Consider the following 24,635-nt stretch of genomic DNA (forward strand, 5'->3'; position numbering starts at 1 on the left):
GCCATCAGTTTATGCCTCACACACAAACATTCGGATAGGCTCACAAAGAAAAGTAACCGCCGCCCCGCGCAGGGGCGACGCTAATAGACCGACACGATCCCAGGTGCTTCACACCAACAAACCGCGCACCGCAAAAAACCTCAATCCTTGCCACCACGCTCGACCAGCGCCCCCCCACGAGGCTCACTCCCCCCGCCGGTCTGCTTCTCGAGCCACGCTCGCCGATCCTCCCGAGGCGTCACACCAAACCGCTCGCGATAAGCATTGGAAAAATGCGCAGCAGAAGAGAACCCGCAAGCGAGACTGACCTGAACCACCGACTTGCTGGTCCGCTGCAACTGGGTCCTGGCCTTGAGCAACCGGAGATTGAGGTAATACTTCGAGGGCATCGCCCCGAGATACTGGCGAAAAAGCCTTTCGAGCTGCCGCCGGGAAACGCCCACGAGCCCGGCGATCTCATCGGTCGTCAAGGGATCCTCGACATTGGCTTCCATCAACAGCAACGCATCGTTCAGCCGAGGATGCCGCTCGCCCGGCGCGGTCACGAAAGGAATCCGCTGCCGCTCCTCGCCGCTGCGCAGCGTGCCGGCCCCGAGCGCATCGGCAATGCGCTCACCCAGATCCGCCCCGTGTTCCCGGCCGATCATGGCCAGCATGAAATCGACGGTCGCCTGCCCGCCCGCACAGGTCGCCCGATCGCGATCGATCTCGAAGATCTGCTGCGTGACGATCGACCGCTCGAACTGCTCGGCGAACTGCTGATATGTCTCCCAGTTCACGCTCACGCGATATCCGGAAAGCTGCCCGGCCATCGCGAGCCACCACACGCCGTGGTGAATCCCGGTCACAACCGGCGTCCGCTGCCCGACCCGCGCGAGACTCGCGAGAAACAACCGATAGTCCGCAAACTGCTGAAACCGCTCCGACACGACGATCAGCCAGTCGCACGCGATCGCATCGTTGAACGCCGCATCGGCATGCCACTGCGCACCGCCGGCGAGCGGCACCGGCCGCCCGTCCCACGAACACACCTGCCAGCGATACAGCAAGCGCCCGTCGATCTCGTTCGCGAGATGCAACGCATCGACGATCGGACCCACACCCGACATCGACACGGGCGGCAATGCAACGATCGCCACCTGCGTCGTGCGGGTGGCGCCTGCGGGACGAGACACCGGTACCACGTATGAAACCCGCCTTTCGCGTTACTTGAGACTGCCCGACAGGAACTGCTTCAGACGCTCGCTCTGCGGACGCACCAGCACCTCCTTCGGATCGCCCTCTTCCTCGGTCCGCCCCTGATGCAGGAACATCACGTGGTTCGACACGTTGCGCGCGAAGCCCATCTCGTGCGTGACGACGATCATCGTGCGGCCTTCCTCGGCCAGCTTCTGCATCACCTTCAGCACTTCGCCGACCAGTTCCGGGTCGAGCGCCGAAGTCGGCTCGTCGAACAGCATCACGTCGGGATGCATCGCCAGCGCGCGCGCGATCGCGACACGCTGCTGCTGGCCGCCCGACAGATGCGACGGATACTGCTTCTCGACGCGCGGCGGCAAACCGACCTTCTCCAGGTATTCGCGCGCCCGCTCCTCGGCTTCCTTCTTCGAAATGCCGAGCACGTGCACCGGCGCTTCCATCACGTTCTCGAGCACGTTCATGTGCGCCCACAGATTGAAGTGCTGGAACACCATCGCGAGCTTCGTGCGGATGCGTTGCAACTGCTTGTGATCGGCCACCTCGAGCGCGCCGGCGCGGTCGGTCTTCGTGCGCACGGCCTCGCCGTCGACGACGATCTGCCCCGCATTCGGCCGCTCGAGAAAATTGATGCAGCGCAGGAACGTGCTCTTGCCCGAACCGCTCGCACCGATGATGCTGATGACGTCGCCCGCCTTCGCGTTCAGCGACACGCCCTTGAGCACCTCGTTATCGCCGTAGCGCTTGTGAATGTCGACGGCGGCAAGCTTGACGGAAGCGGACGCGCTCGTTTGAGTGATCTCGGCCAACTGGCTCTCCTCGAAGTGAAATCAATGACGGCCGGCCGCGAGATACGCGAGCCAGTGGCGCTCCGCCCGGCGAAATGCCGCGACGAGTGCGAACGATACCGCAAGATAGATCAGCGCGGCGATTCCGAACGACTGGAACGCCATGTAGGTCGCGGAATTGGCGTCGCGCGCGACCTTCAGGATGTCGGGCACGGTCGCCGTGAACGCGACGGTGGTCGCATGCAGCATCAGGATCACCTCGTTGCTGTACAGCGGCAGCGCGCGGCGCAGCGCCGACGGCAGGATCACCCGGCGGTACATCGTGAACGGCGACATCCCGTAAGCACGCGCCGCCTCGACCTCGCCGTGCGGAATCGCGCGAATCGCGCCGGCGAAGATTTCGGTCGTGTACGCGCAGGTGTTCAGCGCGAACGCGAGGATCGCGCAATTGAAGCCGCTGCGGAAAAACGCGTCGAGCAGCGAATGCGACCGCACGAACTCGAGGCTGTACATGCCCGTGTACATCAGCAGCAGCTGCACGTAGAGCGGCGTGCCGCGGAACACGTACGTGTAGAACCGCACCGGCATCGACAGCCACTTCTTCTTCGACACGCGCGCGACCGCGAGCGGCACCGCGCACACGAAGCCGAGCGAAATCGACGCGACGAGCAGCCACAGCGTCACCGCAAGGCCGGAGAGGCGCTGGCCGTCCCAATAAAGGAACGCCTGGCCGAATTCCTGGAGGATCTCGATCATAGTTCTGCGTGCCGCACGCCCATGGAATAACGCTTCTCGAGCTGGATCAGCACGAGGTTGGAAACGGTCGTGATCGCGAGGTAGATCAGCGCCGCGACGAGAATGAAGAAGAACATGTTGAACGTGCTCTTGCCGGCGTCCTGCGCGGCCTTCACGACGTCCGCGAGACCGATGATCGACACCAGCGCGGTCGCCTTCACGAGCACCTGCCAGTTGTTGCCGATGCCGGGCAGCGCGAAACGCATCATCTGCGGAAACATGATCCGCACGAACACGCGCATCCCGCTCATCCCGTACGCCGCGCCGGCCTCGAGCTGGCCGCGCGGCACCGACAGGAACGCCCCGCGGAACGTCTCGGTGAAGTACGCGCCGTAGATGAAGCCGAGCGTCAGCACGCCGGCGACGAACGGATCGATGTCGATCTGATCCCAGCCGACGAGGTCGGTGAACTGGTTCAGCCAGATCTGGATGCTGTAGAACAGCAGCAGCATCAGGACGAGATCGGGCACCGAGCGGATCAGCGTCGTATAACCGGTCGCGATCGCTCGCAGCACCCGGTTGTGCGACAGCTTTGCCACCGCGCCGATCAGCCCCAGCGCCACCGCAGCGGCGAGCGACAGCACCGACAGCTCGATGGTCTGCACGGTGCCGGCCCAGAGGACAGGACCAAAGCCGTAAAGGAACACGCGCGTCTCCAGTGTTGATATGAACACCGGCACGCATACCTTCCCGCGCCGGGCTGACGCGGATAGTCGCAAGCGAAATTGATTGCCTCAAATCACAGTGCATGCGATTGCTGCGTCGCAGCAATTCGTCGCACCATTTGCAGGCAAGGCCTACGCCACTGTTTCAAAAGGAAAAAAGCCGCTTCCTGACAGTCGGATGACATGCAGGGAAGCGGACTTTTTGCAATTTTCCGGTCGCTTTTTCGATATAGCGCCGCGGGCGGTCTCACCGCCCCTTCAGGATGTCGGAGCGCGAAGTCGTATAGACAAGCCCGTCCGGGCCGAAATGAACGTTAAAGAATGCGTCGGTATTCACGCCGTCCTCGAGCCAGCGCCAGCTCCACACCGTCTCGGGCTTCAGCGGGTACTGCGCGATGTCGCCCGGCTTGCCGAGCAGGCGCCGCACTTCGTCCTCGGTCATTCCGGGACGCACCTTCGCGAAGTTCTCGGCGGTCAGCACCTGCGTCGCGCCCGTGTAGTGCCCGCTCGCGTCGAGGTCGACGAACCAGGTCTGGTTGCCCATCGGGCCGCGCGGATATTCGAGGCGCTTCGAGCCGTCGGTGAACGCGCGCTCGGTCTCGGGCTTGCCCATCGTGGCGCGCACGTCGGCTTCGGTCGATACGCCGGCCTTCAGCCCCTTGAGCAGCAGCGGCGCCGGCTTGATCGCGTTGAAAAAGTCCCTGATACGTTGCACGTCGAGATTGCCTTGCTTGTCGTCGCAGCCGGTCAGCGCCAGCGCGGCGGCCAGCATCGTCACGGGAAGCAGCCGGAAACGGAAAATCATCGGAAGAAATGCGCGTCGAGAAAACACGCGGCAAGGATACCCGTGCAACGCCAAAAGCGCGAGACGGGCGCGCGGCCCGTCTCGTGTTCACTGCATCGTTTCGGTTTGCACCTCGGCCTCGCGGCTTGCCTGCAGGGTGCGCGCCCCGGCTGGCACCGCCTTGATCCGGCGGCGCGTGCGCACCAGTTCGGCCAGCTGCCACGAACCGAGCGCCAGGCAGCCGAACAGCACCTCGCGGCCGCGCTTGACCAGCGCGAGCGACAGCGCCGTCTCGCGATCGACGCCGAACATCTGCGCGAGCAGCACGACGGTCGCCTCCTGCACGCCGAGGCCGCCCGGCACCATGAACGCCGCATGCCGCACGGCCTGCGTCATCGCCTCGATCGCGATCGCGCCGCCGATCGATACCGGATGGCCGAGCAGCGCGAGCGCCCAGTAGATTTCGAGCGCGCCGAGCACGTAGCCGGACAACTGCCAGAAGAACGCGCTGAACAGCAGCGACGTGCGCGACATCAGCGCGTCGATGTCGCCATCGAGGCGGCGGCCGTCGACGCCCTGCAGCAACCGGTGCGAATCGCCGAGCAGACGCCCGGCGAACCGCTCGATCGCATGGAAGATCCCGCCGCGACGCATCAGCACGACGCCGAGCACCGGCAGCGGGAGCGTCAGCAGCAGCGCGAGGCCGATCGTGCCGCCGCCCATATCGTGCGTCGTCGCGAGCAGCAGCACGAGGCCGAGCGCGGCGAATGCATACTGGACGACGATCGTCACCAGCACCTCGACGATCACCGACGCGGTCACGCGGCTCGCGTCGGGCACCTGCCAGCGCGCCATCCGGATCCCGACCAGCTCGCCGCCGATCCCGACCACCGGCAGCAGCCGGTTCACGGCTTCGCGCACGGTCGCGACCCACCACAGGAACGACAGCGACGCGCGCCGGTCGAGCAGCTGGTGCCACGCATACGCGTCGAGCAGCAACGGCAGCGCGTGGAACGGCACGAGCCACAGCAGCGCGAAACCGGCGCGCTCGAGCATCTGCGTCACGTCGCCGACACCTTCGTGCAAACCGAGCGCGAGCAGGATTCCGATGCCGATCGGCCAGCCGAGCCATTTGATCCACTTGGTCATGACGGCTGCGCCCCCGCTTCGCGCGACGCTCGCGTGCCGCGCCGCGCCGCCGGCTGGCCGAACACGTCGGCAAAACCACCGGTCGCGACGCCCGCGGCCTTCAGCGCGGCCGCGACGCGCGGCGACAGCAGCGCATCCAGTTCGTCGACCGGGCGGTAGTCGGCCATCGTCGGCGTGATCGGGCCGTCGCCCGCTTCCGCCGGATGACAGTAGATCTCGCCGACGCCGGGCGGCAGCGCCGCGAGCGCGTCGAGCAGCACGGCCTCGTCCATCGCACCCGTATGCTCGATCCCGACCACGTAGTCGTTATGCGCGAGCCCCGCGCGGTCGAGCCGCGCGCGCACCAGCGCGATCCACGGTTTGAGCAGCGCGGGCGCGCGCGTTTCGTACGGCAGCCGCACCGCGCGCAGCCCGTAGTCGCGGCCGATCTCGATGATCATCGACAGCACGGTCGGATGCAGGTGGAAATGCTTGTGCGCGTTCACGTGGTCGAGCGGCAGGCCGCTCGCCGCGAACGCCTCGAACTGCGCGCGGATCTCGCGGCGCAGCTGCGCACGCACGTGCGGCAGGAAGAAGAAGCGGCAGCCGTCCTTCGCCATCGCGTCGCCGAACCGCCCGTCGGGGCCGACGAGCGCGGGAATTTCATGCGCGGGCAGCGTGGCCGGCCCGTCCGCGAGAACGAGGTGCAGGCCGACCGCGAGCGACGGCAGCCGCCGCGCGCGTTCGATCGCATCCTGCGCCGCGGGCGCACCGACCATCAGGCTCGCGGCGTTCAGCACGCCGTCGCGATGCGCGCGCTCGACCGCCGCGTTGACGCGCGGGTGCAGCCCGAAGTCGTCCGCGGTGAAGATCAGCGCCCGCGCCGCCCGCTGCGTCGTCACGAATCAGGCCTCGTGCGCGCGCAGGAAGCGGAAGAATTCGACGCCTTCGCGCAGACGGCGCTTCATCATGTCCCAGTTCGTCAGCATCTCGCGGACGATCTCCCAGATCTTCGACGGACGGAAGTAGAACTGGCGATAGAACTGCTCGAGGTGGTGATAGATCTCGTCGCGCGACAGGTGCGCATAGCCGATCGCCGCCAACTGCACGCCTTCCTTGCTCACCAGGTTGATAGTCTTGTTCTCTTCCATCCAGCCGTTTTCCACGGCCTGCTTGTAGAGCGTCGTGCCCGGATACGGTGCGGCGAGCGACACCTGGATCGTATGCGGATTGATTTCCTTCGCGTACTCGATCGTCTTCTTGATGGTTTCCTGCGTCTCGCCCGGCAGGCCGAGAATGAAGGTGCCGTGGATCTTGATGCCGAGCTTCTTGCAGTCCGCGCTGAAGCGGCGCGCGAAATCGGTGCGCACGCCCTTCTTGATGTTCACGAGGATCTGGTCGTCGCCGGATTCGAAGCCGACCAGCAGCAGGCGCAGGCCGTTTTCCTTCATGACCTTCAGCGTCTTGTACGGCACGTTCGCCTTCGCGTTGCACGACCACGTCATGCCGAGCTTGCCCAGACCGATGGCGATGGCTTCGGCGCGCGGCAGGTCGTCGGTGAAGGTGTCGTCATCGAACATCAGTTCCTTCACTTCCGGCATGTTGTCGCGGATCCACTTCGCTTCGGCGAGCACGTTCTCGACCGAGCGCGTGCGGTAGCGATGGCCGCTGACCGTCTGCGGCCACAGGCAGAACGTGCAGCGCGACTTGCAGCCGCGGCCCGTATAGATCGACACGTACGGGTAATTCAGGTAGCCGATGAAGTAGTTGTCGATCTTCAGGTCGCGCTTGTAGACGGGCGCGACGAACGGCAGCTCGTCCATGTTCTCGAGGATCGGACGCGCTTCGTTGTGCTCGATCGAGCCGTCCTTCGCGCGCCAGCTCAAGCCCTTGATCTCGGGGAACGGCTTGCCTTCGGCGATTTCCTTGCAGGTGTAGTCGAATTCCTCGCGGCACACGAAGTCGATCGCCTCGCTCGCCGTGAGCGAGTTGTGCGGATCGACCATCACCTTCGCGCCCACCATGCCGACCAGCATCGACGGCTTCATCTTCTTGAGATCCTGCGCGAACATCGCGTCGGTCGGGAACGACGGCGTGCTCGTGTGGATGATCACGAGGTCGTAGTCGTTGGCGATCTTCAGCGTCTCTTCGACCGACAGGCCGTCGGCCGGCGCGTCGACGACGCGGCTGCCCGGCACGAGCGCGGCCGGCTGCGCGAGCCACGTCGGGTACCAGAAGGAACGGATTTCGCGCTTCGCCTGGTAGCGCGAGCCGGCTCCGCCGTCGAAGCCGTCATACGAAGGGGCCTGCAAGAACAGCGTTTTCATGAATGCTCCGGTAGCCTGCATAGTTCGATTCGTTTCAACGATTCAGTCAATCAACCGCGGGCCGCCCTGCCGGCGCCCGCCTCTCTGTCATGTCGCGTCGCGCGGCGTTGCCGCGCGGCGCGTCTCGGCCTTCGGGCCGGATTCGATCGGGGCCGGGCGCATGGCCGGCTCCCTCGGGGAACACGCCTCAGCGGCCGTCCCCGCCTTCCACTGCCGCCGTCGCGCGTTCGCCGCCGACGACCGTCATCCTCGCGCCACGCCACACGACGTGCGTGCCGAACGCGGCCGCGAGCCATTCGAGCGCGAGCAGCGTGTCGCGCACCGCGACGAGCGGCAGATCGCGCCAGAACGCGCGCCAGCCGTCCTCGCCGCGCGCGTGCAGCACGAGCCGCCCGAACGCGCCCGCGACAGCCGCGCCACCCGCCAGCGTGCCGGCGACGGTGCCGTCGAGACGCAGTGCCAGTGCCGCGCCGATCGCGAGCCACGGTACGGTGAACGTGATGAACAGGAACGCGAAGCCGGCCGGATTCAGCGAACGGATCGTGCGCAGCCAGCGCGTCTCGCGGTGCCAGAGCGGCCCGAACGACGGCTCGATCACGTCGGTCGCGACCTCGACCTCGGACAGCACGGTGCGCCGCCCGAGGCGGCGCGGCAGCTCGGCGAGCCAGAAATCGTCGGCCAGTTCGTCCTTCAGCGCGATGAAGCCGCCGATCCGGTCGAGCGTGTCGCGCGTCAGCGCGAGCGTCGCGCCGAAGCCGAAGCGGCTCGAGCGGCCGAGGTGCGTGATCCGTACCGACGGCGCGAACCAGGCATCGACGAACTGCGCGCCGATCCGCGTCCAGAACCCGCCGACGCTGCGCGCATGATACAGGCACGTGACGACCCCGACCGACGCGTCGGCGAGCGGCGCCGTCACGCGCTCCAGATAATCCGGCTGCACCGCGATGTCGCTGTCCGCGATCACGATGCGGCCGTACTTCGCGCGCTCCGCCAGATTGATCAGGTTGCTGACCTTCAGGTTCTTGCCGTGCACGCGCGCGTCGATCACGAGCGTGATGTCGCATTCCGGATAATCGGCGCGCAGCCGCTCGACCACGGCGATGGCCGGATCGGCCGCCGACGCGACTCCGAACAGCACTTCATGGCGCGGGTGGCGCTGCTCGCAGAACGTCGCGAGGTTCTCGTACAGGTGCGGCTCCGCGCCGCACAGCGGCTTGAGCACGCTGACGGGCTCGAAGCCGTCGCGCGCGGCGGTGCGCGGCGTGCGCGGACGCGGCGCGAACGCGGCAACGAGCGCATAGCCGGCCGCGGCCAGCGCAAACACCGTCAGGAGCCAGTCCAGCAACGTGACGGCCGGCGTCATGCGCGACGCTCTCCGGCAACGCGCGCGCCCTGCCGATCGATCGAACCGGGTTGAACGTGATTGGATATTCCGACAGCAACGAACGCGGGCACGACCCGACTCCTTGTTCCAGCAGCGTCTGTGTAAAGGGGAGGCACGGCCCGGTCCCCGAAGGCGGCCATGCCCGGCTTCGCGTGGCATATCCTCGCGCGATGCCCGGGACGGGATGCGGGAAGATTCGAATAGCTGCCATCGGCACAACATGGGCAGGCGCCGGATTTTATCAGCCCGCGCCGCCCCGCGCTCGGACGCCTCGCGAAACGGACTGGTGCAATTTCGGCAAAGCTGTGCGGCCGACGAACCATTCTGATACCACCTCGTTCACGTTAGCGTAAGCGCTTTGCAGGCATATTGCAGTCTTGAAAATCAAACGTTTCGTGGAATTTTGTGCGTCGATGCGAAGACATGCCCAATCGCCGTAAAGATTGGTAATTATTCTGAGATTAGGTTGATTCTTGCAACAATCGCCAGACCTTACCTTGCACCCCTGAAAGGCTCATGGGTATCCGCGCGTCGCCAGCGCGTTCCGGAACCCTTTGGCAAAATCGTCGGCATCTGTTGCGCATGCGCATCACCGCGCCCCTCCCCTTCGAAGGCCACCCGATGATTCCGTTTTCCGTACTCGATCTCGCCCCCATTCCCGTCGGCGCCGACGCCGCCCAGGCGTTCCGCAACACCGTCGATCTCGCGCAGCACGCGGAGCGTCTCGGTTACCGGCGCTACTGGCTCGCCGAACATCACAACATGCCCGGCATCGCGAGCGCGGCGACCGCCGTCGTGATCGGTCATGTGGCGGGCGCGACGAAGACGATCCGCGTCGGCTCGGGCGGGATCATGCTGCCGAACCATGCGCCCCTCGTGATCGCCGAGCAGTTCGGCACGCTCGCGTCGCTGTATCCGGGGCGCATCGACCTCGGGCTCGGCCGCGCGCCCGGCACCGACCAGACCACGTCGCGCGCGCTGCGCCGCGACCTGATCGGCAGCGCCGACGCGTTTCCGGACGACGTCGCCGAGCTGCAGCGCTACTTCGCGGAACCGGTGCCCGGCCAGCGCGTGCGCGCGGTGCCCGGCGCGGGGCTGGACGTGCCCGTGTGGCTGCTGGGTTCGAGCCTCTTCAGCGCGCAGCTCGCCGCGATGCTCGGGCTGCCGTTCGCATTCGCGTCGCACTTCGCGCCGGACTACCTGATGCGCGCGCTCGAGCTTTATCGCGCGCAGTACCGGCCGTCGGCCGCGTGGCCGAAACCGCATGCGATGGTCGGGATCAACGTGTTCGCGGCCGATACCGACGACGAGGCGCGGCGCCTCTTCACATCGCTGCAGCAGCAGTTCATCAACCTGCGCCGCGGCACGCCGGGCAAGCTGCCGCCGCCCGTCGACACGCTCGAGGCGAGCGAGTTCGAACTCGCGAACGTCGCACACGCGCTGTCGTTCGCGGCCGTCGGCTCGCGCGACACGGTGCGCGACAAGCTGCGCGACCGGATCGCGCAAACGGGCGCGGACGAGGTCATCATCACCGCGCAGATCCATGATCACGCCGCGCGGGTGCGCTCGTTCGAACTGGCGGCACAGATCCGCGACGAACTCGCGAACGAAACCCGCTGACCGGGCGGGTGCGCCCGTGCAGGCGTCACTGCGGGTGCACCGCCTCCATGCCTTCGAGCAGCGCCTTGTGGAACGCGTCCGGGTCCTGGATCTGCGGCGCGTGCCCGAGCGCCGGGAATTCGACGAGCTGCGCGCCGGGAATCGCCGCCTGCGTGCGTTTCGCGAGCTCCGGGTAACGGCCGAGCTTCGCGTGCACCTCGGGCGGCGCCACGTCCTTGCCGATCGCGGTCGTGTCCTTGTCGCCGATCAGCAGCAGCGTCGGCACGCGGATCGCACCGAGTTCGTAGACCACCGGCTGCGTGACGATCATGTCGTAGATCAGCGCGGAGTCCCACGCGACCGCGTCGCGGCCCGGGCCGCGATACATGCCGGCAAGCATCTGCACCCAGCGCTCGTAGGACGGCGCCCACTTGCCCGCGTAGTAGGTCGCCTGCTCGTAGCGGCGGATGCCGTCCGCCGTCGTCTTCTGCTCGCGTGCATACCAGTAGTCGACCGACAGCGGCGGCACGCCGAGCGCCTTCCAGTCCTCCAGGCCGATCGGGTTCACCAGCACGAGCTGCTCGGTCGCCTTCGGGTACATCAGCGCGTAGCGCATCGCGAGCATCCCGCCCGTCGAATGGCCGACGATCGTCGCCGACTTCACGCCGATCGACTCGAGCAGCGCATGCGTGTTGCGCGCGAGCTGCTGGAAGCTGAACTGGTAGCGCTCGGGCTTCGACGATTTGCAGAAGCCGATCTGGTCCGGCGCGATCACGCGATAGCCGGCGCGGCTCAGCACGCCGATCGTGTCCTCCCACGTCGCCGCGCAGAAGTTCTTCCCGTGCAGCAGCACGACGGTGCGGCCGTTCGGGTGCGCCGGCTGCACGTCCATGTACATCATCTCGAGGGTTTCGCGCTGGGACACGAACGCGTAGCGGTGCACCGGCTCCGGATAGGCGAAGCCTTCCAGGCGGGGGCCGTACACGGGCCCGTCGTTACCGGCCGGCGCCGGGACGGCGGCCGCGGCTGGCGTCGCGCATGCGGCAGCGACACCCGCGCCGAGCACGGCGGCGCGCGCGAGGGACAACATCTTGCAAATCGAAGGCATGGCGATCACGGTAAAGGGAAATGCACGCGGGCAGCCAGGCGGCTGCGCGCCCCGCGATTCTACGCGGTCGGGCTGACGACGGCGCGCAACACTCGATGACCGCGCGACTTCCGCGCACGCGACGATCTCGGGTATCGTGTGACGTGACCCTGAAACGCCTGCAGGCGAACGCTCATGAAAAACGTCCTCAGCATTCAGTCGCACGTCATCTACGGACACGCCGGCAACAGCGCGGCCGTGTTCCCGATGCAGCGCCTCGGCGTCAACGTCTGGCCGCTCAACACCGTCCAGCTGTCGAATCACATGCAGTACGGCCACTGGGCCGGCAGCGCGATCGACGCCGCGAAGATGGAGCAACTCGTCGACGGGGTCGCCGCGATCGGCGCGCTCAAGCGCTGCGACGCGGTGCTGTCCGGCTTCGTCGGGTCGCCGGCGCAGGCGCGCGCGACGGTCGAGATCGTGCGCACGGTGAAGGCGATGAACCCGAACGCGTGGTACTTCTGCGACCCGGCGCTGGGCCAGACGGGCGGCATCCGGCCCGAACCCGGCGTCGAGGAATTCATCGTCCAGGAGATGCCGGCGCTCGCGGACGGCATGTCGCCGAACCACACCGAGCTGCAGAAGCTCGCCGGGCGGCGCATCGAGACCGTCGCCGAAGCCGTCGACGCCTGCCGCGCGCTGATCCGCCGCGGCCCGAAGATCATCCTCGTCAAGCACCTGCACGACCGCAACAGCCCGGCCGACCGCTTCAACATGCTCGCCGTCACCGAGACCGAAGCGTGGATCGGCCAGCGCCCGCTGTATGCGTTTCCGCGCCATCCGGTCGGCGTCGGCGACCTCACCAGCGCCATCTTCGTCGCACGCCGGCTGCGCGGCGACTCGGTGCGCGCCGCGTTCGAGCACACGCTCGCGGCCGTGCACGCGGTCGTGAAGGCGACCTACGACGCGCGCCGCTACGAGCTCGAACTCGTTGCCGCGCAGGATGAAATCGCGCGCCCGAGCGAATGGTTCGGCGCGTGGGTGACGGACGCCTGACGCCGCCGCATCCGCGTCGCCGGCGCGCGCGATCTGCTGTTCTGCCGTTCTGCTGTTCTGCTGTTCTGCCGTTCTGCTGTCCGCTTTCCCGCTGTCCGCATCCCCGCTTCCCTTGCATCACGACCGTCGGCCGTTGTCCGTTCAATGCCGCGCGTGCAAACGTTTCCGGACTTCACATGAATGACACCGAATACTCGCTATGCTCGCGGCGGCACGACTGGCGCAGCCGCATCCTGCGCCGCGGACGCGCCCGTTATTTCCCGCATGTCCCGCCAACCGGCTCCCCCTTTAACGCACGATAACGACCATGACCCGATCGAACCGTCGTGACTTCCTGCGCGTCGCCGCCGGCACTGCCGGCGCCGCCGCGCTGAACCTCTTCCCGCCCGTGATCCGCGATGCGCTCGCCATTCCCGCGAACCGCCGTACCGGCACGATCCGCGACATCGAACACATCGTGATCCTGATGCAGGAGAATCGCTCGTTCGACCATTACTTCGGCACGATGCGCGGTGTCCGCGGCTTCGGCGACCCGCGCCCGCTGCGCCTCGCGAACGGCAAGTCGGTGTTCCACCAGCCGGTCGGCCCGGCCGAGCTGCTGCCGTTCCACCCGGGCGCCGACAAGCTCGGCCTGCAGTTCCTGCAGGACCTGCCGCACGGCTGGCAGGACATGCACGCCGCGTGGAACAAGGGCCGCTACGACCAGTGGGTGCCGAACAAGGGCACCACGACGATGGCGTACCTGAAGCGCGACGACATCCCGTTCCACTATCAGCTCGCCGATGCGTTCACGATCTGCGACGCGTACCACTGCGCGATCCCGAGCTCGACCGACCCGAACCGCTATTACATGTGGACCGGCTACGTCGGCAACGACGGCACGGGCGGCGGCCCGGTGCTCGGCAACGAGGAAAAGGGCTACGGCTGGACGACTTATCCGGAAGTGCTCGAGCAGGCCGGCGTGTCGTGGAAGATCTACCAGGACGTCGGCACGGGGCTCGACGCGAACGGCTCGTGGGGCTGGACGCAGAACCCGTACATCGGCAACTACGGCGACAACGCGCTGCTCTACTTCAACCAGTACCGCAGCGCGCTGCCCGGCACGCCGCTGTACGAAAAGGCGCGCACCGGCACCAACATCAGCGCCGGCGGCACGCTGTTCGACGTGCTGCAGCAGGACGTGAAGAACGGCACGCTGCCGCAGGTGTCGTGGATCTGCGCGCCGGAAGCCTATTCGGAGCACCCGAACTGGCCGGCCAACTACGGCGCGTGGTACATCAAGCAGGTGCTGAAGGCGCTCGTGTCGAATCCGGACGTGTGGAGCAAGACCGCGCTCTTCATCACGTACGACGAAAACGACGGCTTCTTCGACCACGTGCAGCCGCCGTTCGCGCCGCAGTCGCGCGACAACGGGCTATCGACGGTCGCGACGACCAACGAGGTGTTCGCCGGCGACGCGTCGCACATGGCTGGCCCGTACGGGCTCGGGCCGCGCGTGCCGATGCTGGTGGTGTCGCCGTGGACCAAGGGCGGCTGGGTCTGTTCGCAGACCTTCGATCACACGTCGCTGCTGCAATTCATCGAAGCGCGCTTCAGCGCGCAGTACGCGGTCACCGCGGCGAACGTGTCGCCGTGGCGCCGCACGGTGTGCGGCAACCTGACGTCCGCGTTCGACTTCGCGACGCCCGACGCAAGCTGGCCGCAGCTCCCGGACACGAGCGGCTACGCGCCGCCCGACCGCAACCGTCACCCCGACTACATCCCGGTGCCGCCGGTCGTCCAGCATCTGCCGAAGCAGGAGGCCGGCCTGCGTCCGGCGCGCGCGCTGCCGTACGAGCTGTTCGTGCACGGCCGGATCGACAATGCGAGCGGCCAGTTCCGGCTGACCTTCGCGAACACCGGCACCGCGGGCGCGGCGTTCCAGGTTCAGGCGCGCAATCGCGTCGACGGCCCGTGGACCTACACGGTCGACGCCGGCAAGCGGCTTTCCGACACGTGGAGCCCGGCGCCGTCGCTCGGCCTGTACGACCTCGACGTGTACGGCCCGAACGGCTTCTATTGCCACTTCCGCAGCCCCGCCGCGTTGGCGGTCGGCCCCGCGAGCGTCAACCCCGAGGTGATCTACGGCTACGACGTCGCGAACGGCAACATCACGCTGCGCCTGATGAACCGCGGCCACAAAGCCGTGCGGCTCAAGGTGACGAACGCCTACGGCCACGGCCACGCGCGTGAGTTCGACCTCAAGCCGGGCACGCACGTCGACGACTACTGGGACCTGCGCGGCAGCAACGGCTGGTACGACCTGACCGTCAGCGACGGCAAGCCGCTCGGCTTCCAGCGCCGCTTCGCGGGCCACGTCGAGACCGGCCGCCCGAGCACCAGCGACCCGGCCATCCGCACGACCGCGGCGCACGACGACGCCGAAGCCGCATCGGACGCGCTGTCCGACTGACGGCTGTCATGACGCGGCGCGGCCCCGGCGGGCCGCGCCGTGTTCTCACTCCGCACCGCCGCCCGCCTCCCCGCCTGTCGCGCTCGCGACGGGAAACTCCCGATACCGGCCATCCGCGCTCGCGTGGAAGCTATGCGCAAATCCGCACCGAATGCGCGGCAAATTCCCAAGACCCGCACATATCGGCGACCTATATATCGAGGCGATCGGGGCTCCTCGCAGAGCCTGACGGGAGATTCTTCCGGGAAGCATCAGCATGCCGACCTCCCCGCCCGATTCCGAGAAGCGGTCGAACCGCCCGCCCGTCGCACGCGCCCGGCCCGCCGGCTGCGTGCGGTATCCACCCGCTGGTGTAAGAACAAGAGGAACGAACATGAAATTGCGTCATTCCCTGTTGTCGGTATCGGTCGTATCCGCGGTAGCTCTCCTCTCGCAACAGGCCGCTCAGGCGGCCGACTCGACCGACGTCAAGGTCGGCTTCGCCGCGCCGCTCACCGGCGTGAACGCCGGTTACGGCAAGGATCTCCAGAACGGCGTGCAGCTCGCGCTCGACGATGCGGCTGCGCAGAAGATTCAGATTGCCGGCAAGCCCGCGCACTTCAACCTCGTCGTGCAGGACGACCAGGCCGACCCGCGCATCGGCGTGCAGGCGGCCCAGGCGCTCGTCGACCAGAACGTGTCGGTGGTGGTCGGCCACTTCAACTCGGGCACGACGATTCCGGCGTCGGTGGTCTACGACAAGGCCGGCATCCCGGTGATCGACCCGGCCGCGACCAATCCGACGCTCACGTCGCGCGGGCTCGCGAACATGTTCATGGTGATCGCGACCGACGGCCAGAACGCCGGCAACGCGGGCAAGTACGCGGTGGACGTGACCAAGGCGAAGCGCATCGCGATCATCGACGACCGCACCGCGTTCGGCCAGGGCGAGGCCGACGAGTTCGAGAAGGCCGTGAAGGCGGCCGGCGGCAACATCATCGGCCGCGAGTTCACCAGCAACCAGGCGGTCGACTTCCGCGCGCAGATCACGAGCCTGAAGGGCAAGAACCCCGACCTGATCTTCTTCGGCGGTCTCGATTCGCTCGCCGCGAACTTCATCAAGCAGATGCGCCAGCTCGGGCTGAACGCGCAGTTCGTCGGCGGCGGCGGCGTGAAGGACAACGAGTTCATCAAGATCGCCGGCCCGGCCGCCGAAGGCGCGATGGCGTGGGAGTATGGACGGCCGCTCGACGAGCTGCCGCAGGGCAAGGATTTCGAGCAGCGGTTCAAGAAGCGCTTCGGCGTCGACGTGCTGTCGTATGCGCAGTTCGGCTACGACGCGGCGTGGGCGGCGATCAAGGCGATGCAGGCGGTCAACTCGACCGATCCGAAGGTCTATCGCCCGGCGTTGAAGAAAGTCGACTTCGAAGGTGTCACCGGCCGCATCTCGTTCGCGAACGACGGCTCGCTGAAGAGCGGGATGTCGACGCTGTATCAGGTGAAGAGCGGTGCGTGGAAGACCATCGTGACGAAGGGAGGCTGATCGAAGCGGGATGGGCGGCCTGGACAGCCAGGCCGCCTGGGCGCGGGCGGTGGCGGGAACGCCGCCCCGCCTTCACACGCGCGATGCGGATACCGACGAATGGGTAGCCGGCAATAAAACGATCGGCGCAATCGCGCCGATCTTATACGATGACTGATGTTATTTCGGCGATATTCGCCGTGGCCCGCGGCAATGCGCGGGCCGTCTCGTCAGCTGGCCTGCGTATCGCGTTCCGCCTCGGCCGCCTCGTGCGCACGGCGCAGCCGCTCGCGGCTGTTGGTCAGGTGCGTGCGCATCGCGGCACGCGCGGCTTCGGGGTCGTGACGCGCGATCGCCTCGTAAATGTCTTCATGCTCGTGATTGAGCCGGCCGACATAGCGCTCGAGGTCGTCACCGGCGAAGCGCGCCGAATTCACGCGCGTGCGCGGAATGATCGACGCGCCGAGCTGCGTCATGATGTCGACGAAATAGCGGTTGCCGGTGGACTGCGCGATCTGCAGGTGGAACTGGAAATCGAGCTGGGCCGTGTCGCGGCCGCCGCCCGCCCCCGACGCGATCGCGTCGAGCGCGCGCCGCAGCGCGGCGAGATCGGTATCGTTCGCGCGCTGCGCCGCGAGGCTCGCGCATTCGCTTTCGAGGCTGATGCGCAGCTCGAGCACGGCAAGCACGTCGCGCAGCGTCGTGATCGTCGCGGGATCGATGCCGAGCGTCTGGCGGCGCGTCGGTTCGAGCACGAAGCTGCCGATGCCGTGGCGCGTCTCGATGAGGCCGCTCGCCTGCATCCGCGAGATCGCTTCGCGCACGACCGTGCGGCTGACACCCTGCGCCGCCATGACTTCGGTTTCGGTCGGCAGCTTGTCGCCGGGACGCAGCGTGCCGTTTTCGATCTGCGCGGTCAGCGCGTCGACGACATCTTGTGCGAGGCTGCGTGCGCGACGGCGCGGCGCTGCGGGAAGCGTGGGCACGGACATGAGGCCGGTTCCTTTTTGAATGATCGTAATGTGAGCCGAGGGTTTACGCGGGGTTTGAGCGAACGCCGATGATTCATTATACTGCGTCACAAGTCATCCGACGACTGATGATCGAGCCACGGATCTCCTGTCGACCGAGGCCGGCGTACAAGCACCTGCCAGGTCCCGTGATTCGCGATCGGCCGACATTCGCGCTTCTGCGCGGCTGCCGGCGCCCGGTTTCACGGTCGACCGAAGCGCGCATCCGCGCTTGTTCCGGTCCGCCGCGACACCGGCATCGAGCGGGTCGCCCCCACCCTTTCGGGTTGCTGTCGACATGCGGGGCTTGCGCGCCGCGCACGTCGGTTGTCGAATGATCGCACCTCCCGCCGCGCGCGGCAAAGCTTTTGCCGCACGGCATTGCCCACACTTTCGCCATCGCCGCCATGAACGCCGTCACTGCCTCGCCTTCCCACGACACGCCGCGCATCGTCGACCTGCAAGCCATTCCGGTCGCCGGCCACGACAGCATGCTGCTCAACCTGAGCGGTGCGCACGGCCCGTTCTTCACCCGCAACCTCGTGATCCTGAAGGACAGCGCGGGCCGCACCGGCGTCGGCGAGGTGCCGGGCGGCGAAAGCATCCGCCGCACGCTCGAGGATGCGCGCGCGCTCGTCGTCGGTCAGCCGGTCGGCAACTACCATGCGGTGCTCAACGACGTGCGGCGCACCTTTGCCGACCGCGACGCGAGCGGCCGCGGCCTGCAGACTTTCGACCTGCGCACCACGATCCACGCGGTCACCGCGCTCGAGGCCGCGCTGCTCGACCTGCTCGGCCAGCATCTCGGCGTGCCCGTGGCCGCCCTGCTCGGCGAGGGACAGCAGCGCGAGCGCGTCGAGATGCTCGGCTACCTGTTCTACGTCGGCGACCGCACGCAAACCGCGCTGCCCTACCGCGATGGCCGCGGCGCGACCGACGACTGGACGCGCGTACGCGACGAGGCCGCGCTGACGCCCGAGGCGGTCGTGCGCCTCGCCGAAGCCGCGCATGCGCGCTACGGGTTCAACGACTTCAAGCTGAAGGGCGGCGTGTTCGAAGGCGCACGCGAGGTCGAAGCCGTGACGGCGCTCGCCGAGCGCTTCCCCGAAGCACGCGTGACGCTCGATCCGAACGGCGCGTGGTCGCTCGACGAGGCCGTGCGGCTGTGCCGCGACCTGCATCACGTGCTCGCGTATGCGGAAGATCCGTGCGGTGCGGAAAACGGCTACTCGGGCCGCGAGGTGATGGCCGAATTCCGCCGCTCGACCGGGCTGCCGACGGCGACCAACATGATCGCGACCGACTGGCGGCAGATGGGCCACGCGGTGCAGCTGCAGGCGGTCGACATCCCGCTCGCCGACCCGCACTTCTGGACGATGCAGGGCTCGGTGCGCGTCGCGCAGATGTGCCGCGACTGGGGCCTCACGTGGGGCTCGCATTCGAACAACCACTTCGACGTGTCGCTCGCGATGTTCACGCACGTCGCGGCCGCCGCGCCCGGTCAGGTCACCGCGATCGACACGCACTGGATCTGGCAGGACGGCGAACGGCTGACGCGCGAGCCGCTGAAGATCGAGAACGGGCTCGTGGAAGTGCCGAAGCGTCCGGGTCTCGGCATCGACATCGACATGGATGCGGTCGCGGTCGCGCACGAGCTGTACAAGCAGCACGGGCTCGGCGCGCGCGACGATGCAGCTGCGATGCAGTATCTGATTCCGGGGTGGACGTTCAACAACAAGCGCCCCTGCCTCGTGCGCTGAGCACCGAACGAGCCGGGCGGCGGGTCCACCCGGTCGAGAGACTAGCCGGCCGCCCCGATCCCCCGCGCCATTCCCGACGCGGCGAACACGATGACCATGACGAGCACGGCCTGCCAATGGCCGATCCGCACGTAGGTGCGTGCGCGGCCCAGATCGGGCATCTGCTGCTGCCGCGCGGCGATGCGCCAGCGGATCAGCCCGAGCATCGGCACGATCTCGAGCAGCAGGATCAGCACGAGCGCGGTCATCTTGAGGTGAAAGAGCGGCTCGTGAAGGTAATACCCGGCGCCCTTCTCGAAACCGCCGAACGCGCGCGTGAGTCCCGTCGCGATCAGCACCAGCGCGGACAATCCCCAAGCCGCGTCGGCCTTGAACACGCCCGGGAGGTCGGCGGCCTGCGCCGACGCGATGACCCGGCGCAGCGCGCGGTTGCGCCCCGCGATCGCGGCGAACGCGACGCCGAACGCCATCAGGTGAACGGCTGCCAGCAACCAGCGAACGATCATTGCGCCTCCTTGTCGCCCGCGCGCCGCGCAGGCCTTGTCAGACGATCTGCTTGAGCGCGGCGTCGAGCGCGAGCACCGCCACGCGGTCGCCCTCGGTCGCGAGCGGCGCGCGCATCACGATCTGCCGGTTATGACCGACGGCCGCCGGCGAATCCCACAGCAGTTCCACCTTCGGCCGCCGAAACAGGCTGCCGCGACGCGGCGGCACGGCGGCCGCCTGCGCACCCTGCTCGGCTTCGGCGGCCGTGCTCCGGCCGGGCCAGCGGACCGACAGTTCGCGCGCGTCGTACTGGCCGACCTTGCGGCTCTCCATCCAGACGATCGCGGTACGCGTGAGCGTATCGAGCGAGATCGCGTAGCGGCCGACCGCGAAGCGGCGAGCGGCCACGTTGGTGCGCCACAGCGGCCGCGGGCGGCACATCCACACGATCGCCGCATACAGCGCCGGCGCGGCGACGAGCCAGCCGTTCGTCGCCGTCACCGCGTGCAGCGCACGGCGCCAGCCGGCCGCCCACGCGAACGCGCCGATGGACCACACGGCAAACAGGAAACCGATCAGCGCGAAGACCCGCAGCGCCTGTCGCAGCCACTGCGGCAGCGGATGGAACGGCCGCTCGGCGCGCGCGACGGCGCCCGGCAGCGCGAGCAGCAGGAAGATCAGCACGAGATAGACGAACGCCCACGGCGACGACACCATCGCCGACAGCGACGCGCGATAGCCCATCTGGGACATCGAGAACAGCCAGCGCGCGAGCAGCACGAGACCGATCGCGCGCAACGCGAAGATCACGCCGGCGCCGGGGGCCGGCGCTGCGCGCGTGGTTTTCGATCTCGCCAAGACTGCTCTCCTCTCGATGTTCGTGCGGGGCCGGATTTCGCGGCACGGCCATTATAGGGACATTACCGTCTGGACAGACGGCCGGATGGCGTGCCGGACCGCTTCCGGGGCCGTTCGCGGCGCCGGGCGCGGCGAGAATACAACAGATCGGCGCCGCAGATGTGACAACGCCCCGCCGGGGACCCGGACGGGGCGTCGATGACGGCCTCAGCCGCAGTGCGGCCGGCGCGCCGGCATCAGCTTGCGTTGACTTCGCGCAGCACCGTGCGGCGCTTCTGGCGCAGCAGTTCCTCGTAGCCCTTCACGTAGTTCTGCGCCATCACCTTCGACGAGAAACGTGCTTCGAACGCGGCGCGCACCTTCTCGCGCGGCAGCGTATCGAGGCGCTTGAGCGCCGCGACGGCCGACAGTTCGTCTTCGACGACGAAGCCCGACACGCCGTTTTCGATCACTTCCGGCACCGAACCGCGCTTGAATGCGATCACCGGCGTGCCGCAGGCCATCGCCTCGATCATCACCAGGCCGAACGGCTCCGGCCAGTCGATCGGGAACAGCAGCGCGTGCGCGTTGCCCAGGAATTCGGTCTTTTCCGACTCGCTGATTTCGCCGATGTACTCGACGTGCGGCAGGGCGAACAGCGGCTTGATCTTCTCTTCGTAGTACGCGCGGTCGGCCTTGTCGAGCTTCGCGGCGATCTTGATCGGCAGGCCGGCCTGCTCGGCGATGCGAATCGCGGTGTCGACGCGCTTCTCCGGCGAGATGCGGCCGAGGAACGCGAGGTAGCTCGGCTTCACGTTCGGGATCGGCGTCAGCAGGTTTTCCGGCAGGCCGTGATACACGGTCGACAGCCAGTTCGCCTGCGGCAGCGGGATGCGCTGGTTGTCGGAGATCGACACGACCGGCACGTCGCTGAACGCGTTGAAGATCGGCTGCAGTTCCGGCAGGTCGAGACGGCCGTGCATCGTCGTCAGATGCGGGACCGGCTGGCGCGAGAACAGCGAGAACGGGTAGTAGTCGATGTGGCAGTGCAGGACGTCGAACTCTTCCGCACGGCGGCGCACCTGCTCGAGGAGCAGCATGTGCGGAGCCATCACGTCGCGGATCGTCGGGTCGAGGCGCAGCGCCTGCGGCCAGCACGCTTCGAGCTTCGCCGACGTTTGCGAATCGCCGCTCGCGAAGAGCGTGACGTCATGCCCCATCTCGACGAGAGCTTCGGTGAGGTAGGACACCACTCGCTCGGTACCACCGTACAGTTTCGGGGGCACCGCTTCGTGCAACGGAGCGATTTGGGCGATTCGCATGCGTAACTCCTAAAAAATCGGCTAAAAACCAGGTATGGGTCGGCAACCTGCCGGCGGTCCGGGCTGGATGCATGTCGTCCGAAAGTCGGACGAATCAGCCTGCCGGGGGCGTCGAACCCGCGCTGCTCAAGGAGCGTCGGCGACGCGACAGGCATAGAACGTTTGAAACGAAGACCCGTTGACAGGGGTTCGTAAAAACCTGGAATCGAACCCGGAGCCGATTATCTAGGGTTAATCCCGATACGGCGCACAACATTTCAAACACTTTACTTTGTTACAAAGGTGCAACACTTTGCAACCCGCGGACTTGGGCGTCCGTTCTAGAGTGGAAGGCCCTTTTGGCGTTCCGGGTCATCCCTCGCCGCCGGCATCGCGATTCCGGCGCATGCGGCAGGACAGGATGCCGGATTTTATCTCAAAATTGATCGCGCGCCCCTGACCAAGGCAAGATTCGCGCAGCGCAATGCGCGGCCTTGTTTACAATGCCGGATTATTCAGTCCGGGCGACCGTGGGCTGCGATCCATCGATCAGCTCAATCACCGAATCACCGCACGCATATTTTGGAATCTCTCACCCCTGCCCAGCGCAACGCCCACAACGCGAAGCTGTCGAGCTACGCGCATCGGCCGATCGCGTTCCTGTTCCGCTACATCCGCCTGCATCCCGTCGCGCACCTGGTCGTGCTCTGCAGCGTGGTGGCCGCCGTCGGCTGCGCGCTCGGCTCGCAATACGCGATCAAACACCTGATCGACGTGCTCGCGACCGGGCGTCATCATCCGGGCCCGTTGTGGAGCGCGTTCGCGCTGCTCGTCGGGCTGATCGCGGCCGACAACCTGCTGTGGCGCGTCGGCGGCTGGGTCGCCGCGCACACGTTCGTCGCGGTTACCGGCGACCTGCGGCGCGACCTGTTCCAGTACCTGATCGGCCACTCGCCGACGTACTACTCGGAAAAGCAGCCGGGCACGCTCGCGAGCCGCATCACCGCCACGTCGAACGCCGTCTATACGTCCGAGAACACGATGGCGTGGAACGTGCTGCCGCCGTGCATCGCGGTGATGGGCGCGATCCTGATGATCATCGTCGTGAACCCGCTGATGGCCGCCGGCCTGCTCGGCTGTTCGGCCGTGCTCTCGGTCGTGCTGTTCAAGCTCGCCGGGCGTGGTTCCGCGCGCCATCACGCGTTCGCGTCGAAGGCCGCCGCGGTCGACGGCGAGCTCGTCGACGTGATCGGCAACATGGGCCTCGTGCGCGCGTTCGGGATGACGCTGCGCGAACAGAAGCGCTTCGGCGCGACGGTGAAGGCCGAGATGGACGCGCGCCAGCAAAGCCTGCTCTATCTCGAGAAGCTGCGCCTGCTGCACGCGGTGATCACCGCAATGCTGTCCGCCGGCCTGCTCGGCTGGGCGCTGTGGCTGTGGGACCAGGGCCGCGCGACCTCCGGCGACATCGTGCTCGTCAGCTCGCTCGGCTTCACGATCCTGCACGGCACGCGCGATCTGGCGGTCGCGCTCGTCGACGTCACGCAGCACGTGGCACGCCTGTCCGAAGCCGTAAAGACGCTGCTCGAGCCGCACGGGATGCCGGACCGCTCCGACGCGCAACCGCTGTCGGCCAAGGGCGGGCGCGTCGATTTCGAACGCGTGACGTTCGCGTATCCGCACCGCCGCGCGATCCTCGATCACTTCGATCTCCATATCGAACCGGGCCAGCGCGTCGGCCTGATCGGCAAGTCGGGCGCCGGCAAGTCGACCGTGCTCGCGCTGCTGCAGCGCTTTTACGACACGCAGGACGGCGCCGTGATGGTCGACGGGCAGGACGTGAAGGCGATCACGCAGGACAGCCTGCGGCACGCGATCGCGCTCGTGCCGCAGGACATCTCGCTGCTGCACCGGACCATTTACGACAACATCGCATACGGCCGGCCCGAAGCGACCCGCGACGAAGTGCTCGCCGCCGCGCGCGACGCCCGCTGTTCGGAGTTCATCGAGGCGATGCCGGAAGGCTATGACACGATCGTCGGCGACCGCGGCGTGAAGCTGTCGGGCGGCCAGCGCCAGCGCATCGCGATCGCCCGCGCGATCCTGAAGAACGCGCCGATCCTGCTGCTCGACGAAGCGACGTCCGCGCTCGACAGCGCATCCGAGGAAGCGATCCAGAGCGCACTCGACCGCCTGATGGTCGGCCGCACGGTGATCGCGATCGCGCACCGGCTGTCGACGCTGCGCAACTTCGACCGGATCATCGTGATGAGCAACGGCAAGGTGATCGACGACGGCAGCCCCGACGTGCTGCGCAACCGTCCGGGCCTGTACCGCGACCTGCTCGCGAAGCAGCACGGCCGCCATCACGCGCCCGACGGCACCGCGCCGACCGGCGAACGCGTGGCCTGACACAGCGCCGCGCAGCCGACAAAAAAAGCCGCCGTGCTTCGCGCACGGCGGCTTTTTTCATGGCGT

At 67.2% G+C, this 24,635-nt stretch carries 21 protein-coding genes; 7 read left to right on the plus strand and 14 right to left on the minus strand.

What is annotated here, in order from left to right; all coding sequences use genetic code 11:
- Positions 1 to 140 precede the first annotated feature (140 nt).
- The 9 genes from ACV22V_RS30935 to hpnI all read right to left on the minus strand — a co-directional run bounded on the left by ACV22V_RS30935 (position 141) and on the right by hpnI (position 9,047).
- The gene (locus tag ACV22V_RS30935; RefSeq protein WP_059691111.1) at positions 141 to 1,184 is read right to left on the minus strand and encodes a GlxA family transcriptional regulator; all 1,044 of its coding nucleotides are present in this window, start codon (positions 1,182 to 1,184) and stop codon (positions 141 to 143) included.
- Between the two features lie 21 nt (positions 1,185 to 1,205).
- Positions 1,206 to 2,006 carry an ABC transporter ATP-binding protein gene (locus ACV22V_RS30940; RefSeq protein WP_006488736.1) on the minus strand — a complete coding sequence of 267 codons (801 nt, stop codon included), beginning with the start codon at positions 2,004 to 2,006 and terminating at the stop codon, positions 1,206 to 1,208.
- A gap of 21 nt (positions 2,007 to 2,027) precedes the next feature.
- Entirely contained in the window at positions 2,028 to 2,741 is a 714-nt protein-coding gene (locus ACV22V_RS30945) for an ABC transporter permease (RefSeq protein WP_059447650.1), read from the minus strand.
- The gene (locus ACV22V_RS30950; protein WP_059523652.1) at positions 2,738 to 3,427 is read right to left on the minus strand and encodes an ABC transporter permease; all 690 of its coding nucleotides are present in this window, start codon (positions 3,425 to 3,427) and stop codon (positions 2,738 to 2,740) included. The genes ACV22V_RS30945 and ACV22V_RS30950 overlap by 4 nt, the downstream gene beginning before the upstream one ends.
- Before the next feature lie 265 nt (positions 3,428 to 3,692).
- A complete protein-coding gene (locus ACV22V_RS30955) occupies positions 3,693 to 4,250 on the minus strand; it encodes a hypothetical protein (RefSeq protein ID WP_059691110.1) in 558 nt (185 codons plus the stop codon).
- A gap of 87 nt (positions 4,251 to 4,337) precedes the next feature.
- A complete protein-coding gene (locus ACV22V_RS30960) occupies positions 4,338 to 5,378 on the minus strand; it encodes a lysylphosphatidylglycerol synthase domain-containing protein (protein WP_448016500.1) in 1,041 nt (346 codons plus the stop codon).
- Complete coding sequence (hpnK, locus tag ACV22V_RS30965; RefSeq protein ID WP_059691108.1) at positions 5,375 to 6,259, minus strand: hopanoid biosynthesis-associated protein HpnK; 885 nt, start codon at positions 6,257 to 6,259, stop codon at positions 5,375 to 5,377. Before hpnK ends, ACV22V_RS30960 begins: the two co-directional genes overlap by 4 nt.
- Before the next feature lie 3 nt (positions 6,260 to 6,262).
- On the minus strand, positions 6,263 to 7,705 hold the full coding sequence (gene hpnJ / locus ACV22V_RS30970) for a hopanoid biosynthesis associated radical SAM protein HpnJ (protein ID WP_448016501.1): 1,443 nt from the start codon (positions 7,703 to 7,705) through the stop codon (positions 6,263 to 6,265).
- A 166-nt stretch (positions 7,706 to 7,871) separates the two neighbouring features.
- Positions 7,872 to 9,047, minus strand: a complete 1,176-nt coding sequence (gene hpnI, locus ACV22V_RS30975; RefSeq protein ID WP_448016502.1) for a bacteriohopanetetrol glucosamine biosynthesis glycosyltransferase HpnI — start codon at positions 9,045 to 9,047, stop codon at positions 7,872 to 7,874.
- A gap of 642 nt (positions 9,048 to 9,689) precedes the next feature.
- Here hpnI and ACV22V_RS30980 point away from each other — a divergent pair.
- Positions 9,690 to 10,688, plus strand: coding sequence for an LLM class flavin-dependent oxidoreductase (locus ACV22V_RS30980; protein ID WP_223960704.1), 999 nt, complete (start codon positions 9,690 to 9,692; stop codon positions 10,686 to 10,688).
- A gap of 25 nt (positions 10,689 to 10,713) precedes the next feature.
- Here ACV22V_RS30980 and ACV22V_RS30985 read toward each other — a convergent pair whose 3' ends face one another.
- The gene (locus tag ACV22V_RS30985; protein WP_448016504.1) at positions 10,714 to 11,775 is read right to left on the minus strand and encodes an alpha/beta fold hydrolase; all 1,062 of its coding nucleotides are present in this window, start codon (positions 11,773 to 11,775) and stop codon (positions 10,714 to 10,716) included.
- A gap of 174 nt (positions 11,776 to 11,949) precedes the next feature.
- Here ACV22V_RS30985 and pdxY point away from each other — a divergent pair, with 174 nt between their 5' ends.
- The 4 genes from pdxY (at position 11,950) to ACV22V_RS31005 (ending at position 16,941) form a co-directional block, all read left to right on the plus strand.
- Positions 11,950 to 12,810, plus strand: coding sequence for a pyridoxal kinase PdxY (gene pdxY, locus ACV22V_RS30990; RefSeq protein WP_059523664.1), 861 nt, complete (start codon positions 11,950 to 11,952; stop codon positions 12,808 to 12,810).
- Between the two features lie 307 nt (positions 12,811 to 13,117).
- Complete coding sequence (locus tag ACV22V_RS30995) at positions 13,118 to 15,262, plus strand: phosphocholine-specific phospholipase C (RefSeq protein WP_448016505.1); 2,145 nt, start codon at positions 13,118 to 13,120, stop codon at positions 15,260 to 15,262.
- A gap of 373 nt (positions 15,263 to 15,635) precedes the next feature.
- Positions 15,636 to 16,784 carry a branched-chain amino acid ABC transporter substrate-binding protein gene (locus ACV22V_RS31000; RefSeq protein WP_059691105.1) on the plus strand — a complete coding sequence of 383 codons (1,149 nt, stop codon included), beginning with the start codon at positions 15,636 to 15,638 and terminating at the stop codon, positions 16,782 to 16,784.
- Between the two features lie 10 nt (positions 16,785 to 16,794).
- A complete protein-coding gene (locus ACV22V_RS31005; RefSeq protein WP_448016506.1) occupies positions 16,795 to 16,941 on the plus strand; it encodes a hypothetical protein in 147 nt (48 codons plus the stop codon).
- A 52-nt stretch (positions 16,942 to 16,993) separates the two neighbouring features.
- Here ACV22V_RS31005 and ACV22V_RS31010 read toward each other — a convergent pair whose 3' ends face one another.
- On the minus strand, positions 16,994 to 17,755 hold the full coding sequence (locus ACV22V_RS31010) for a FadR/GntR family transcriptional regulator (RefSeq protein WP_059465220.1): 762 nt from the start codon (positions 17,753 to 17,755) through the stop codon (positions 16,994 to 16,996).
- 425 nt (positions 17,756 to 18,180) lie between these two features.
- On the opposite strand from ACV22V_RS31010, the gene gudD reads away from it, so the two are divergent.
- Complete coding sequence (gudD, locus tag ACV22V_RS31015; RefSeq protein WP_059702185.1) at positions 18,181 to 19,533, plus strand: glucarate dehydratase; 1,353 nt, start codon at positions 18,181 to 18,183, stop codon at positions 19,531 to 19,533.
- Positions 19,534 to 19,574: 41 nt separating this feature from the next.
- Here the strand turns inward: gudD and ACV22V_RS31020 are convergent, their stop codons facing one another.
- The 3 genes from ACV22V_RS31020 to ACV22V_RS31030 all read right to left on the minus strand — a co-directional run bounded on the left by ACV22V_RS31020 (position 19,575) and on the right by ACV22V_RS31030 (position 22,178).
- Entirely contained in the window at positions 19,575 to 20,039 is a 465-nt protein-coding gene (locus ACV22V_RS31020) for a DUF2214 family protein (protein ID WP_448016507.1), read from the minus strand.
- A gap of 37 nt (positions 20,040 to 20,076) precedes the next feature.
- Positions 20,077 to 20,877 carry a hypothetical protein gene (locus ACV22V_RS31025; protein WP_059691102.1) on the minus strand — a complete coding sequence of 267 codons (801 nt, stop codon included), beginning with the start codon at positions 20,875 to 20,877 and terminating at the stop codon, positions 20,077 to 20,079.
- A 236-nt stretch (positions 20,878 to 21,113) separates the two neighbouring features.
- Entirely contained in the window at positions 21,114 to 22,178 is a 1,065-nt protein-coding gene (locus ACV22V_RS31030; protein ID WP_059523676.1) for a glycosyltransferase family 4 protein, read from the minus strand.
- A gap of 561 nt (positions 22,179 to 22,739) precedes the next feature.
- Here ACV22V_RS31030 and ACV22V_RS31035 point away from each other — a divergent pair.
- Positions 22,740 to 24,569 carry an ABC transporter ATP-binding protein gene (locus ACV22V_RS31035; RefSeq protein WP_448016508.1) on the plus strand — a complete coding sequence of 610 codons (1,830 nt, stop codon included), beginning with the start codon at positions 22,740 to 22,742 and terminating at the stop codon, positions 24,567 to 24,569.
- The last annotated feature ends 66 nt before the right edge of the window (positions 24,570 to 24,635 follow it).

It is taken from the genome of Burkholderia sp. AW33-5, assembly GCF_053427615.1.

Bases quoted from the DNA above. Each gene is read 5' to 3' on its own strand.
- ACV22V_RS30945 (WP_059447650.1), bottom strand. From the start codon at position 2,741: ATGATCGAGATCCTCCAGGAATTCGGCCAGGCGTTCCTTTATTGGGAC.
- ACV22V_RS30960 (WP_448016500.1), bottom strand. From the start codon at position 5,378: ATGACCAAGTGGATCAAATGGCTCGGCTGGCCGATCGGCATCGGAATC.
- hpnI (WP_448016502.1), bottom strand. From the start codon at position 9,047: ATGACGCCGGCCGTCACGTTGCTGGACTGGCTCCTGACGGTGTTTGCG.
- ACV22V_RS31020 (WP_448016507.1), bottom strand. From the start codon at position 20,039: ATGATCGTTCGCTGGTTGCTGGCAGCCGTTCACCTGATGGCGTTCGGC.
- ACV22V_RS30955 (WP_059691110.1), bottom strand. From the start codon at position 4,250: ATGATTTTCCGTTTCCGGCTGCTTCCCGTGACGATGCTGGCCGCCGCG.
- gudD (WP_059702185.1), top strand. From the start codon at position 18,181: ATGAACGCCGTCACTGCCTCGCCTTCCCACGACACGCCGCGCATCGTC.
- ACV22V_RS31000 (WP_059691105.1), top strand. From the start codon at position 15,636: ATGAAATTGCGTCATTCCCTGTTGTCGGTATCGGTCGTATCCGCGGTA.
- ACV22V_RS31030 (WP_059523676.1), bottom strand. From the start codon at position 22,178: ATGCGAATCGCCCAAATCGCTCCGTTGCACGAAGCGGTGCCCCCGAAA.
- ACV22V_RS30985 (WP_448016504.1), bottom strand. From the start codon at position 11,775: ATGCCTTCGATTTGCAAGATGTTGTCCCTCGCGCGCGCCGCCGTGCTC.
- hpnJ (WP_448016501.1), bottom strand. From the start codon at position 7,705: ATGCAGGCTACCGGAGCATTCATGAAAACGCTGTTCTTGCAGGCCCCT.
- ACV22V_RS30980 (WP_223960704.1), top strand. From the start codon at position 9,690: ATGATTCCGTTTTCCGTACTCGATCTCGCCCCCATTCCCGTCGGCGCC.
- ACV22V_RS31005 (WP_448016506.1), top strand. From the start codon at position 16,795: ATGGGCGGCCTGGACAGCCAGGCCGCCTGGGCGCGGGCGGTGGCGGGA.
- ACV22V_RS30995 (WP_448016505.1), top strand. From the start codon at position 13,118: ATGACCCGATCGAACCGTCGTGACTTCCTGCGCGTCGCCGCCGGCACT.
- pdxY (WP_059523664.1), top strand. From the start codon at position 11,950: ATGAAAAACGTCCTCAGCATTCAGTCGCACGTCATCTACGGACACGCC.
- ACV22V_RS31010 (WP_059465220.1), bottom strand. From the start codon at position 17,755: ATGTCCGTGCCCACGCTTCCCGCAGCGCCGCGCCGTCGCGCACGCAGC.